Below are 12,410 nucleotides of genomic sequence, written 5' to 3' on the forward strand. Positions count from 1 at the left end.
CCTTTATTTACTTAATTTTTACATGAAAAAGAACATTGAGATATTTGCAATGTTAACCATATGTTAACAGGAAAAAGTTATCCACAATATGAGTTTTCAATTAATGTGAATTATATATACCATGAAATGAATGGGTTAAAGTGATGTAGAGAAAATAGGGGTTGAAAGAGCATGATTTTTTGGTAAAATAAAAAGTTATCCACAATATGGAATTATCGCCTTTAATTTAAGCTCATATTACAAGAATTCAAGATGAAATTAGCTGTAAAAATCTGCGTTATTCAGGATGTGTTACCATTTTTCAGTCAGATATTTCCAGTATCTTTTCGGAACGTGCTGAATATGCAGTTTCAGGTTTTTTCTTTCAACAATATTCGTTTTGGTGAAATAACGCTGCCAAAGGGTTTGATAATTGTTTTCTTCATCATGGAACTTCTGTTGATACTGACTAAAATCCAGTTTTTCATCAGGGTAGAAAAATTCACAGTTTTCCAGATCGTAAAGAATACCGTAATTTCTCCGCAGATCATAGATCATCCATTTCTGGTCCTGATACCGGTCATTAAAATGTTTTCTGATCAGAGGAAGAACATTGAAATCAGGATCTATTTTGGCGAAAAAAATACCATCCTGCATTTTTTCAAAGCGGACAAAAGCTGTCATTCGATGCCTTTCCCTGTCTACTGATTTGCAGATTTTTGAAATTTGAAGGATATTATTGTCTGCAAAGTTTTCAAGAATATTTTCTCCCAGATGTTTGATAGATTGACGGACAGCAGATAAGATGAGGTTTTCTAGGCCAGGATCTTCGGATAAAAAAACTTTTAAAAGCTTATACACTCCCTGTTTTCCAATATTCTGTTCCAATCTATTAAGTACTCTTTCAGACTTTTCTGTTTGCGTAATAACTTCATGGATCTCTGCAAAAATATTTTCCTGATGGAACCTTTCTCTACTTGTTATATCTACGTCTTTATAACGGTATTCAAAAACTTCAAATACTGCAGTAAAAAGACCGTCAAAACTTCCATCGTAGAGTAGGGTAGTCATAATAAGTTTGAAAATTTAGTTGTGCTGCCTGTCATTCTGACGAAGGAATAATCTGATTGGTTTCTGAGATTTTTCCTGCGTCAGAATGACAAATGTGCTGTTTTATCAAAGCAATAAATTAGTGATCATTTGTGAAAATATTCGTGTAATTTGTGTTAAAACAAAGTTAGTTGTTGAGAAAACTGATTGTGAAACTTTGAAGAACTTCCACCTATCAACAGCTTTCTGAAATTTTTATCCGTTAAATATTTCAGATAGGCATTCCCCGCATTGAAATCGATGAAATATTTTGCCCGGTTGACGGCTGCTCCCAGTTTTTTTAAATGATCCATCGTTAAAATCTGGAAACGTCTTGCACTGATAATTTTTTGAGCTGTTTTTACTCCGATTCCAGGAATTCTTAAAATTGTTCGATACTCAGCAGTCTGAAGATTCACCGGAAACTGATCCAGATTTCGCAATGCCCAGCTTAATTTCGGATCCATTTCCAGATCAAGAAAAGGAACATTCGGATCCAGAATCTCTTCTGCCCTGAAACCATAAAATCTCATCAGCCAATCCGACTGATACAACCGGTTTTCACGAAGCATAGGAACCTCAGTTGTTAAAGAAGGTAATCTCTGATCTTCCAGAACAGGAACATATCCTGAATAATAGACTCTTTTCAGATTAAAATTTTTATAAAAATGATCAGCAACTTTAATGATCTGCAGATCATTTTCATTAGTTGCACCCACAATCATCTGTGTAGACTGTCCCGCCGGAGCAAATTTTGGAACTTTCTTCAGAATTTTCTTTTCATCCTGATACTGGATAATTCCTTTTTGAATATAGCGCATTGGGCTGATCATATCCTGTCTGTTCTTTTCAGGAGCCAATAATTTTAATCCGCTTTCTGTGGGAATTTCAATGTTTACAGATAAACGGTCTGCATACAAAGCTGCTTCCTGCATCAGATCGTCACTTGCTCCCGGGATAGATTTCAGATGAATATAACCGTTGAAATTTTCTTCGAGGCGCAGCTTTTTGGCCACTCTCACCAGACGTTCCATTGTTGTGTCTGCATTTTTGAAAATTCCGGAACTCAGAAATAATCCTTCAATATAATTCCTGCGGTAAAAATTGATGGTAAGATCTACCACTTCTTCTACCGTAAAGCCGGCTCTTTTAATATCATTTGAACTTCTGGAAACACAATAGGCACAGTCATAAATACAATGATTTGTCAATAGAATTTTAAGCAGAGAAACACATCTCCCATCTTCTGTATAGGTATGACAAATACCACTTGCAGAACTGTCTCCTAAAGCTCCTTTTTTATTCTTTCTTGAGCCGCCGCTGGACGAACACGAAACATCATATTTCGCTGCATCGGCAAGGATTTCCAGTTTTTCTTTAAGACGGTCAAAATTCATATTTTCAAATGTTTGATATATTTTGTATCTAAAATGTATTTAAATTTTGTTCAAATTTAGTTCCAAAATTGATAAATGTCAATCTTTTTTCATAGAAGTTATCCACAAAAAAGAGTCTCAAAATCATTATATTTACAGCTCATTAAAGTTTATATTATGAATCATAAACCAATCGAAGGTTTTTCTAAGCTTCCAAAGCAGGGAAAAATCGAATGGCTCGTAAACGAATATCTTGAAGGAAATCAGGAATATCAAAATATATTAAAACAATATTGGAATGATGATGCAGATCTTCAGAAGCTTCATGAAGAGTTTTCTGAAAATACCATCTCCAATTTTTATATGCCTTACGGAATTGCTCCAAACTTTTTGATTGATGGGAAACTTGTGGCACTTCCAATGGCTGTTGAAGAAAGTTCAGTAGTTGCCGCTGCTTCTAAAGCTGCCAAATTCTGGATCGATAAAGGAGGTTTCAAAACAACCATTATCAATACTGAGAAATTGGGGCATACCCACTTTATTTTTAATGTAGAATCTCATAAATTATTACATTTCTTTAATTTCAATTTAAAGAAAAAACTCTTTGAAGCGACAGAAGATATTACATCCAACATGAGAAAACGTGGTGGTGGTATTTTAAATATCAGTCTGATTGATAAGACCGCAGAAATGCCGAATTATTTCCAGCTGAAAGCAAGCTTTGATACAGTAGATTCCATGGGAGCCAACTTTATCAATTCATGTCTTGAGCAGTTCGGGAAAACCTTGAGACAGGAAGTGGCTACCAGCGAAGATTTTACTCAGGAAGAAAAGAATTCATTACAGATCGTCATGAATATCCTTTCCAACTTTACACCTGATTGTATCGTAAGAGCTGAGGTTTCCTGTAAAATGGAAGATTTAAAAGACGACAGTGGAATTTCTCCTGAAGAATTTGCTTATAAATTTAAACAGGCCGTTACTATTGCTGAAATTGAGCCTTACCGTGCTACTACTCATAATAAAGGAGTGATGAATGGGGTAGATGCAGTTGTGATTGCTACCGGAAATGACTTCAGAGCTACGGAAGCCTGCGCACATGCTTATGCTGCAAGAGATGGACAATACAGATCTCTGACTCATTGTACAACAGATAATGGAGTATTCAGATTCTGGATTGATCTTCCTATTTCTGTAGGAGTTGTAGGAGGCCTTACGAATCTTCACCCTTTGGTAAAATTCTCATTAGCACTTCTTGGAAAGCCTTCTGCGCAGGAATTGATGAGTATTCTGGCAGTTTCAGGTCTTGCACAAAATTTTGGTGCATTGCGTTCTCTGGTAACTACAGGAATTCAGAAAGGACATATGAAAATGCATTTGTTGAATATTCTGAACCAATTGGGAGCTACCGAAGAAGAAAAACAACACTTTGTAACCTACTTCAAAGATAAGACAGTGAGCCACCACGAGGTGATCAATGAATTTAACAGAATGAGAGAAAACTAATGTTACAGATCATTTTGCCCATTGTATTCCTTCTTTTTGGATTCTTTTTGAAGAAAACAAACCATGAAGGTTTCAGAAGCTCCAAGAGATTTGCCAATATGTTTATCATACTGGGAATATCTACATTGGTGGCCAAGTTTATTTTAATGTACCTAAAATCAAAATAGTGAAAAAGAGTATTGTATTTTTCTTACTGATTTCCGGTTTAAGTTTTTCACAACAACAAAAAGTGAAAATAAGTAATCTGCAGCCAAAAACTGAAGATACTGTTTTCCCGGTTGTTTCTTATTCTGAAAATCCCCGGGTAGAAAATAAAATCAATACATTTCTGCAGGTAGATCAGCTGGAATATGTTCCAGGATCTGACGGAAACTCTTTTAAACTGGCTTCTACAGCAACCAATTCCTATTCCAACTATCTGTATTTTTATAGTTGGGATAAGATTGAAACGCCTAAGAATATTCTGAGTATTGCAATGGATGGTGAAGCTTCAGGTGCTTATCCTGAAGGTTTTTCAATCTGGAAGAATTTTGACCTGAGAACAGGAAATTATATCAATGCTGAAGATTTATTCCAATCAGGATCAATAAAAACTGTGGAAAGTATCATTCAGAAAAAAGTAAAGAAAAGAATCACTGATTTTCTTACCCAACTGAAAGCTGAGAAAGATCCTTCTGAGGAAACTAAAGACCAAATTGCAATGTATGAGGACTGTTTTACAGAACATACCTTAGAAGATATCCGATTTTTCTTCGGAAAAGATAAGCTGACCTTTGTTGCAGGAAGATGTTCCAATCATGCCATGAGAGCGCTGGATGATCTTGGAAGCCATGAAATAGAATTTTCCTATAAAGAGCTGGAGAAATATTGGAGTTCTTATGCGAAAAATTTGATTTCCGGGTCTGAAAGAACAGAGAAAACCAGTTTTCAGAATAAACTGTACAAAGGAAAAATAGATGGGAAATATCCTATTACTGTTTTTATTACCCGATTATATAAAGGAGAAAGTGGAAAAGACACAAGTTCCTTTAATGCATTTTATTGGTATGATAAAAATAAAAAACTGATAGCATGGGATGGAAAAATGAAGGGAAACCATATTTCTATTACAGAAAATGATCATTATGATGAAGCTGCCAGTAAATGGATTCCCAGAGCTTTTGTAGAAGCAGATATGAATGGGAGTAAAATCTCCGGGACATGGCAGGATGATAAAACAAAAAAATATTTAACCCTAGAATTAGAAGAGTTATAAAATGAAAACAATTACTTTAGTTTTTGGAGCGGTTTACGGAATGGTGTCTGTGATCCTGGGTGCATTCGGAGCACATGCTTTAAAGAAAATATTAGCTGTGGAAAGACTGGAAAGTTTTGAAACAGGAGTAAGATACCAGATGTATGCAGCATTTTTCCTGCTGATCATTGGATATATCTTAAAATTTGAAACTTCTGCAGAAAAATGGACTTCCATTTTAATGATTGCAGGAACATTGTTGTTCTCTGTGAGTATCTATTTTCTGAGTATGCAGGATTATTTAGGCATGAATCTTAAATTCTTAGGACCTATCACTCCGCTTGGAGGTTTGATGATGATCTTAAGCTGGGGAATGCTTATTTTTTATTTTGCTAAAAACAGAATTTAATCATTGCAATTCATGCAAAAAAGCAGATCTGCATTATTTTGTATAGATTGTTTTCTGAAAAATTATACCATGCCCCATCGTTTTTTATTATTTTTTATTGCTGTCATTATTTCGTCTCTCAGTGTTGAGAAAATCAACGCGCAGGAGAAGAAAAAATTAATGGATAGAGGTATTTTAACAAAAGTGAAAAATATACAAAATCTTTTTTCTGATAGTGTAAAGAGATATGATTATAAAAAAGATGCTGCTTTATATGGTCAGAAGTATAGAGGCTTCTACAGTGAAAAATTAAAGAATCTTAAAAACCTTTATCAAAGCATCTATGACAAAGATGTGATCATCGGAAAGACAGATCCTGATATTTCATTCAAAGCAACAACCGGAATACAAATAGAAAATAATATACCTCAAACAGAGGCCACGCCTTCGAAGGAAGCGAAAAATAATTCTGTGGATATTGCTGAAGTTGAAAATTACCAACAGCTTGTCGAGTTGAAGAAACAGTTGACGGTTGATTTCCCTGTTTATTTAATAGAAGATCTTAACGAAGAAATCTATCAGTGTAAATTGAATTTTACAATTGATGTGGATGGGAAATTTAAAAAAGTAAAATATAGTGAGTCATCTGATACAGAATTCGGTATAATCAGCGCACTGTTCCTATATGCAGTTGGAGGTTTGGAGAAACCTTTGATTTATAACAAAAAACCGATTGTACAAACCTTTAGACAGCCCATTATATTAAGATTTAAATAAAATACGTATTACAAAAGCTGTAATAATCAGTAAAGACAAATGATGATATTCTTTTACTATTTAAAAATAAATTAAAATGAAAATCAATAGAAGAAGGCGAATTATCAAAACATTTAATCTTTTGGATCAACCCATCAGATTTAATCCGTTTGTGTTTAGTAGGACCTTTTTTATGTGGGCAGTTACCGGTCTTGTAGGTGGTATTATTGCCGGAGGATATTGGATTGTATTGGAACATTTCACAGAATTTCTAGCCGAATTTCAAGGCTGGCAGGTAATTCCTACGATGGCAATCTGTGGATTATTGGCTGGGCTGGTGATTCATTTCATAGGTGATCCGGGAGAAATTCATTTGATCGTTAATAATATCAGGTTCAATAAAGGAAAACTGGAACCGAAGAACAACCCTTCGATGATTCTTTCATCCCTGTTTTGTGTAGCTTCAGGAGGAAGTTTGGGACCGGAGGCACCTTTGGTACAGGTAACCGGTTCTACGGGAACCTGGCTTGGGAAAATTTTCAGGCTGAAGGGTGAAGAACTGCGCTCTTTGAGTATTGCCGGGATGGCTTCAGGTTTTACAGCATTATTTGGCGCACCGCTTGGAGGAAGTCTTTTTTCCCTTGAAATCCTGCATCATAAACATGCTGTAGAATATTATAAAGCCATTATTCCTGCATTGGTAGCAAGCTGTTTCAGCTATCTGATGTTTGCTTTGATTATCCATTTAGGAATTGGGGCAACCTGGGATCTGAAAGCCTATCATTATACAGGAGTATATGATTTTCTATATGCTGCGCTGTTCGGAATTGTAGGAACATTTTTTGGGTGGATCTTCATTTTTGTAGTTAAATTTTTCAAGAAAGTTTTTGAATACAAACACTTTCCGATATATATTAAAACATTCGTAGGAGGAATTATTTTAGGAATAATTGCCTATAATTTTCCTATTACAAGATATTTTGGACATAACGAGATCAATCAGCTGATTGGCGGTAATTTCGGACTGAATTTCTTAATCCTGATTCTGGTTTTTAAAATACTGGCTATTGCCATTACAGTGACTTCAGGATGGAGAGGAGGGTTTATCATTCCCCTGTTTTTCGTGGGAACAACATTGGGATTAATTATCCATAATTTATTTCCGAGTGTAGATACTACATTGGCCATTGTAAGCTGTATGGCGGCGATCAATGCATGTGTGACAAGAACACCAATGAGTACTACTATTATCTTGGGAACACTTACCGGGTTTACGTATTTCGTGCCGATATTATTTGCGAGTCTTACAGGATATTTTCTGGCTCCAAGAATTCCATTCATTGAATCACAATCTGAGAAATTAGTGGAAGAATAGAGGGAATTTGAATGGTATGTTAAAAATCAAGTCAATCAGACTCTAAATTTTAAGCCAATAAACTTGAACTTCCGTGTCTTTTTAGTAAATTTGTCAACCTTTAAATAGTAAAATAAAATAATAAAAATAATATGAATCTTCACGAGTATCAATCAAAAGAGATTTTATCAAAGTATGGAGTAGCTATCCAACGTGGTTTCGTTGCAAACAACGTAGAAGAAGCTGTAGCAGCTGCTGAAAAATTGACTGCCGAAACTGGAGCTCAGGCTTGGGTTGTAAAAGCGCAGATTCACGCAGGTGGTCGTGGTAAAGGTGGAGGTGTTAAGTTTTCTCCAAACATGGATAAACTTAAAGAAAACGCTCAGAATATCATCGGAATGCAGTTGGTAACTCCTCAAACTTCTGCTGAAGGTAAAAAAGTACACTCTGTTTTGGTTGCAGAAGATGTTTATTATCCAGGAGAAACTGAAACTAAAGAATTTTATGTTTCTATTCTTTTAGATAGAGCTGAAGGTAAAAATACAATCGTATATTCTACTGAAGGTGGTATGGATATTGAGCACGTTGCAGAAGTAACTCCTCATTTGATTCACAATGAATTGATTGATCCTACTTTGGGTCTTCAAGGTTTCCAGGCTAGAAAAATTGCTTTCAACCTAGGTCTTGAAGGAAATGCTTTCAAAGAATTTACAAAATTCATCACTTCTTTATATAATGCTTATATAGGAATTGATGCTTCTCTTTTCGAAATCAACCCTGTTTTAAAAACTTCTGATAACAAAATTATCGCTGTAGATGCTAAAGTAACTTTAGATGGTAACTCATTGTTCCGTCACAAAGATCTTGAAGCTCTTAGAGATACAAGAGAAGAAGATCCTATCGATGTTGAAGCTGGTGAAGCTGGTCTTAACTTCGTAAAACTAGATGGTAACGTTGCTTGTATGGTAAACGGAGCTGGTCTTGCAATGGCAACTATGGATATCATCAAATTATCAGGTGGTAACCCTGCTAACTTCCTTGACGTAGGAGGTACTGCTGATGCTCAGAGAGTACAGACTGCTTTCGGAATCATCTTAAGAGATCCAAACGTAAAAGCTATTTTGATCAACATCTTCGGAGGTATCGTAAGATGTGACAGAGTTGCTCAAGGGGTTGTAGATGCTTACAAAGCAATGGGTAGTCTTCCGGTTCCATTGATCGTAAGATTACAAGGAACTAACGCTGTAGAAGCTAAAAAATTAATTGACGAGTCTGGTCTTCCGGTACACTCTGCAATTACTTTAGAAGAAGCTGCAAACAAAGTAAAAGAAGTTTTAGCTTAATTCTAAAATTTTCAAATAAATAGAAAACCGTTCCATCTTTGGAACGGTTTTTTTGTTGATACATGCTGGTTGTAAAATTTTTAGGATAGAATGAATTGTTAACAGCATTAAATTTTATCAAAGATAAAATCCTTGCGTCTTTTTAAAAGAGAATGAAGTAAAATTGCGCCTTTGCGATATCCAACTTTGCTTAAATTACAAAAAAGAAGACCACTTCAAAAGTTAAAATGGCCTCTATTTCTATTTGAATATTCCTTACTTATCCTGATGACTTTCAGGTAAAATAGTATCTCCACTCGTAATACTGATGCTTGTAGGCGTTACCAGCTGAACCTTATCCACATCAAAACGTTCTTTAATGCCTAAATAAGCCTTGCTTTTTATCTGTGCCAGGTTAGCACCTACTTTTATCCAGAACTTCACCTGAAGATTAAATGCACCTTGTTTCAGATCTGTAAAGATCACCTCTATGGTGTCTAACTTATCCACATTTTCGAGGTTTTTAATCACATCCAGAATTCCTTTCTGTGCTTTACTGATATCTTCATCAGCCGGAATTTCAAAATTTAAAATAATCCTACGCTGTGGAGAAGCTGTGATATTATAAAACGGAGCGTTGAAAACTACCTGATTAGGAATATAAGCCTTCTTTCCGTCATCAGTAAGGATTTTGGTCGTTAAAAAACCGATTTCCTGTACGGTTCCTGAATGAGCTCCAATGGTAATATAATCGCCTACTTTGTATGCTTTATCAATACCAATCAGCATTCCTGAAAAAATACTGGATACAAGGTCTTTCAGTGCAACTCCGGCAATTACCCCGGCTACTCCCAGACTTCCTATAAACTTCCAGAGAAAACCGCTGAAACCCATTATTTCCAGCGCAATAAAAGTTCCCATCAGCATGATCAGAAATCTGAATATACTGATTAAAGTGACTAATGAACTTTCTTTTCTGCTTTTGGGAAAAAATTTGTGGAACAGTTTTACAGCTGCCTGGCTTAAATATTTACTGGTGATCAGGAAAAATGTAAATACTAAAATTCCGACAATTAATTTTGGGGTAAGCTCGGCAAATGTCACATACCAACTTTCCAATACTTTATAAACAAGATCTACATACCTGAGTCCGGTCTTCTCCATGAATAAAATTTTAATTAAAGATATAAATTTTCAGCAAAAAATTTGCCAGTTCCAAAAAGTCCACTAAATTTGTAGACTATAAAAGCAGCGTATTATGTCAATAAAACTAGGAGATACAGCACCCAACTTTCAGGCAGAATCATCTGTAGGTGATATCAATTTCTATAATTATCTTGGAGATTCCTGGGGAATTCTGTTCTCGCATCCTGCAGATTATACGCCGGTATGCACTACGGAGCTGGGATACACTGCAAAATTGCAGTCTGAATTTGATGCCAGAGGAACAAAAGTGATTGCTTTAAGTGTAGATGGAGTAGAGGATCATCAAAACTGGGTAAAAGATATTAATGAGACTCAGAATACCAATGTAAGGTTTCCTATTATTGCTGATAAAGACAGAAAGGTTTCGGAGCTGTATGATTTTATTCATCCTAATGCTTCGGTGACGGCTACTGTACGTTCTCTTTTGATTATTGATCCTTCCAAAAAAGTAAGACTGATTATTACCTATCCGGCCTCTACAGGAAGAAATTTTGACGAAATCCTTAGAGTGCTGGATTCTTTACAGCTGGTAGATAATTATCGCGTGGCGACTCCTGTTAACTGGAAGCATGGAGAAGATGTCATTATTCCGCCAACGATTTCTACAGAAGAAGCGCGGAAGATATTCCCAAAAGGAGTGACGGAAATAAAACCTTATTTACGTTATACACCGCAACCCAATACATGATTTTATTTGATTTTTTATAGTTTAGTTTTAATTTGTACGAAAATCGCCCCGGAATAAAATTCCGGGGCGATTTCATTTTTTTATAAGTATTTCAGTAATTACTTAACGTCGTTGATGATTTGTTTTGCTTTAGACGTTGGAAGATAAATCTGGAATCCTAAACCAAAAGTAATTTTGTTAGTATATCCACCGCTTCCGAATCCTGCATTTGCATCATATTTCACTAAACCTTCCAATCCAATGTTTGGAGTGATGAAGTAAGAGTAACCAGGTCCGAATCCAAAGTTAAGACCGTTAGAAGAAGAACCTCCTTTAGAGATTGACATCCCTCCAACACCTACGTTTCCTTCGAAGAACCATCTTCCGTGGTGTAGTAAGTTATTTACTCCTTGCTCTCCCGGGTTAAGATAATAACGCCCTAATGCTCCAACATTATATGTGAAAGTTGTCGGTGCATCTTTAGCTCCTTTAAAACCTAAATCTACATATCCCCCAACTGCGATATTATCTTCAATGAAATAAGCTCCTTTTGGCTGAATTGCAAAGTCGTATCCTGCTCCTTCATTTAAACCAAAATTTGCCCCTGCAAGGTTACCCCCTACCATCCAATTACCTTTCTGAATCTGAGCGTTTGCGGTTGCTGTTAAACCTGCTACGGCTAATATCCCTGTTAAAATAAGTTTTTTCATAATTTATTATTTTAATAATTAAATGTTTATTATTCACGAGTTAAAGAAAAAACAATAAATGTGCCATACTCTTAATTTTAGGTAATTTTTCTAAATAAACGTTAACATTATCAGAGAGATATAATTTAGTTTTTTAACATATTCGCTGAGGATTTCATAATGATAAAGAAAATAAAAGGCGGGTTTTAAAAAGGAAATAATAAAAAAAAGTAATATAGCTAAGTGCTTTTTTTCTTTTGTTCAGTGTTGATTATTAAACAAATAAAAGAATAATAGATATAATCAGCCCTGCAATGGTAAATTTAATTCCGCGTTTGAAAGCCTTTGTCTTAGGATTAAACATCCAGAAACTTGAAATCACAAAAAAGAAAAGAGAAACTCCGAAGAATACGCTTAGAGGAGATATAGCATCCTTAGACTGCGATTTGTGAAGAGAAACCATTTTGTCTAGCACGAAAGGCAATTCTTTCTTAGTGTATTTTGCTTTTCCGGTTGCGCTGTCGTAAGTTCCCTGTTTAAAATAAAGAACACTTCCCTCTGTTTTTTCCACTTCAAGGCCTTTCATCTTCAGCTCTTTCTTCAGTTCTTTCTCTGAAAGATTGGCAGCGATGTTTTTTTCATACTTCTTTTCGCTTTTCAGAAAATCAGTGTCTCTGTACACGAGAAGGATTCCACTTAATGAATAAACAGCCATAATTCCGGCAAGAAAATATCCCAGATAACGGTGTGTAATTCTCATGAAACTTCTTGTGTCTTTAATCTTATCCATATCTTATTGTTTTGTTTTTAAATTTCAAAAGTGGAAACTGCAAAAATGCAATTT

The 12,410-nt window shown here is 35.4% G+C and carries 12 protein-coding genes; 7 read left to right on the forward strand and 5 right to left on the reverse strand.

Annotated features, from left to right (window positions below; all coding sequences use genetic code 11):
• Positions 1-291: 291 nt before the first annotated feature.
• Together GFU89_RS07480 and GFU89_RS07485 are read right to left on the reverse strand one after the other, a co-directional pair.
• A complete protein-coding gene (locus GFU89_RS07480; RefSeq protein ID WP_318846541.1) occupies positions 292-1,050 on the reverse strand; it encodes a TIGR03915 family putative DNA repair protein in 759 nt (252 codons plus the stop codon).
• A 155-nt stretch (positions 1,051-1,205) separates the two neighbouring features.
• Entirely contained in the window at positions 1,206-2,465 is a 1,260-nt protein-coding gene (locus tag GFU89_RS07485) for a putative DNA modification/repair radical SAM protein (RefSeq protein ID WP_318846542.1), read from the reverse strand.
• Between the two features lie 156 nt (positions 2,466-2,621).
• Here GFU89_RS07485 and GFU89_RS07490 point away from each other — a divergent pair, with 156 nt between their 5' ends.
• From GFU89_RS07490 to sucC, 6 genes are all read left to right on the forward strand, one after another.
• Positions 2,622-3,950, forward strand: a complete 1,329-nt coding sequence (locus tag GFU89_RS07490) for a hydroxymethylglutaryl-CoA reductase, degradative (RefSeq protein ID WP_318846543.1) — start codon at positions 2,622-2,624, stop codon at positions 3,948-3,950.
• Positions 3,951-4,116: 166 nt separating this feature from the next.
• Entirely contained in the window at positions 4,117-5,205 is a 1,089-nt protein-coding gene (locus GFU89_RS07495) for a hypothetical protein (protein ID WP_318846544.1), read from the forward strand.
• A gap of 1 nt (position 5,206) precedes the next feature.
• Positions 5,207-5,593, forward strand: a complete 387-nt coding sequence (locus GFU89_RS07500) for a DUF423 domain-containing protein (RefSeq protein WP_047096689.1) — start codon at positions 5,207-5,209, stop codon at positions 5,591-5,593.
• A 69-nt stretch (positions 5,594-5,662) separates the two neighbouring features.
• The gene (locus GFU89_RS07505; RefSeq protein WP_318846545.1) at positions 5,663-6,349 is read left to right on the forward strand and encodes a hypothetical protein; all 687 of its coding nucleotides are present in this window, start codon (positions 5,663-5,665) and stop codon (positions 6,347-6,349) included.
• 76 nt (positions 6,350-6,425) lie between these two features.
• Complete coding sequence (locus GFU89_RS07510; RefSeq protein WP_318846546.1) at positions 6,426-7,703, forward strand: chloride channel protein; 1,278 nt, start codon at positions 6,426-6,428, stop codon at positions 7,701-7,703.
• A 131-nt stretch (positions 7,704-7,834) separates the two neighbouring features.
• Positions 7,835-9,025: an ADP-forming succinate--CoA ligase subunit beta gene (sucC, locus tag GFU89_RS07515; protein ID WP_318846547.1), complete on the forward strand. Its 1,191-nt coding sequence runs from the start codon at positions 7,835-7,837 to the stop codon at positions 9,023-9,025.
• A gap of 255 nt (positions 9,026-9,280) precedes the next feature.
• Here the strand turns inward: sucC and GFU89_RS07520 are convergent, their stop codons facing one another.
• Positions 9,281-10,168, reverse strand: a complete 888-nt coding sequence (locus GFU89_RS07520) for a mechanosensitive ion channel family protein (RefSeq protein WP_318846548.1) — start codon at positions 10,166-10,168, stop codon at positions 9,281-9,283.
• Positions 10,169-10,262: 94 nt separating this feature from the next.
• On the opposite strand from GFU89_RS07520, the gene GFU89_RS07525 reads away from it, so the two are divergent.
• On the forward strand, positions 10,263-10,898 hold the full coding sequence (locus GFU89_RS07525) for a peroxiredoxin (protein ID WP_318846549.1): 636 nt from the start codon (positions 10,263-10,265) through the stop codon (positions 10,896-10,898).
• Positions 10,899-10,996: 98 nt separating this feature from the next.
• Here the strand turns inward: GFU89_RS07525 and GFU89_RS07530 are convergent, their stop codons facing one another.
• On the reverse strand, positions 10,997-11,587 hold the full coding sequence (locus GFU89_RS07530) for an outer membrane beta-barrel protein (RefSeq protein WP_047379061.1): 591 nt from the start codon (positions 11,585-11,587) through the stop codon (positions 10,997-10,999).
• 253 nt (positions 11,588-11,840) lie between these two features.
• Entirely contained in the window at positions 11,841-12,356 is a 516-nt protein-coding gene (locus tag GFU89_RS07535; RefSeq protein ID WP_223599855.1) for a hypothetical protein, read from the reverse strand.
• Positions 12,357-12,410 lie beyond the last annotated feature (54 nt).

The organism is Chryseobacterium sp. JV558, assembly GCF_033712365.1.
Classification (GTDB): domain Bacteria; phylum Bacteroidota; class Bacteroidia; order Flavobacteriales; family Weeksellaceae; genus Chryseobacterium.

Excerpts from the sequence above, each read along its gene's own strand:
- GFU89_RS07480 (WP_318846541.1), bottom strand. The coding sequence starts at position 1,050 with ATGACTACCCTACTCTACGATGGAAGTTTTGACGGTCTTTTTACTGCA.
- GFU89_RS07530 (WP_047379061.1), bottom strand. The coding sequence starts at position 11,587 with ATGAAAAAACTTATTTTAACAGGGATATTAGCCGTAGCAGGTTTAACA.
- GFU89_RS07505 (WP_318846545.1), top strand. The coding sequence starts at position 5,663 with ATGCCCCATCGTTTTTTATTATTTTTTATTGCTGTCATTATTTCGTCT.
- GFU89_RS07510 (WP_318846546.1), top strand. The coding sequence starts at position 6,426 with ATGAAAATCAATAGAAGAAGGCGAATTATCAAAACATTTAATCTTTTG.
- GFU89_RS07500 (WP_047096689.1), top strand. The coding sequence starts at position 5,207 with ATGAAAACAATTACTTTAGTTTTTGGAGCGGTTTACGGAATGGTGTCT.
- GFU89_RS07535 (WP_223599855.1), bottom strand. The coding sequence starts at position 12,356 with ATGGATAAGATTAAAGACACAAGAAGTTTCATGAGAATTACACACCGT.
- GFU89_RS07490 (WP_318846543.1), top strand. The coding sequence starts at position 2,622 with ATGAATCATAAACCAATCGAAGGTTTTTCTAAGCTTCCAAAGCAGGGA.
- GFU89_RS07520 (WP_318846548.1), bottom strand. The coding sequence starts at position 10,168 with ATGGAGAAGACCGGACTCAGGTATGTAGATCTTGTTTATAAAGTATTG.
- sucC (WP_318846547.1), top strand. The coding sequence starts at position 7,835 with ATGAATCTTCACGAGTATCAATCAAAAGAGATTTTATCAAAGTATGGA.
- GFU89_RS07525 (WP_318846549.1), top strand. The coding sequence starts at position 10,263 with ATGTCAATAAAACTAGGAGATACAGCACCCAACTTTCAGGCAGAATCA.
- GFU89_RS07485 (WP_318846542.1), bottom strand. The coding sequence starts at position 2,465 with ATGAATTTTGACCGTCTTAAAGAAAAACTGGAAATCCTTGCCGATGCA.